Below are 431 nucleotides of genomic sequence, written 5' to 3'. Positions count from 1 at the left end.
GAGATGCAGGATCACATAGCCTATATCTCGAAACAGATTGATCGTCAGGGCTACGTGCGTGCCGCACTCGGGATACCGGAGAGGCTGACTAAAGAGCAGATTCAAATGCTGAACGAGTTCGTCGTTGTTATGGAGGACTAAATGGGACACCCCCTTGAGGTGAGCGTGGCGGCTCTAAAGGCACTCGTCGCGGATTATGCGCTACGCACACAACAGGCAGAGCTTCTGACCAGTCGCCTTATCGATAGCAACCTCGATGACGCGGCCAAGATCGCGTTGTTCGAAGTTGTTCAGAAGCAACTGGAGGCGCGTGCCCATGATCGGGCCGTTCATCAGCAGGCAGTTCTAGAAGCTACCTGCTTTGCACTGGACGCAGCTCTCGCGCAGGATGATGAAGGTCTGCGCGAGACCATCGTCGCAATATACCGGGA

General features: G+C 55.0%; 1 protein-coding gene. It reads left to right on the top strand.

What is annotated here, in order from left to right:
* Positions 1-141: 141 nt before the first annotated feature.
* Positions 142-431: hypothetical protein (locus AC1RPW_RS08005; protein ID WP_391856937.1), on the top strand; the 290-nt coding region annotated here is incomplete at its 3' end.

This window comes from Dellaglioa sp. CoH-55-MRSF-8 (genome assembly GCF_056782195.1).
This window is presented reverse-complemented; position numbering and strand designations above follow the sequence as displayed.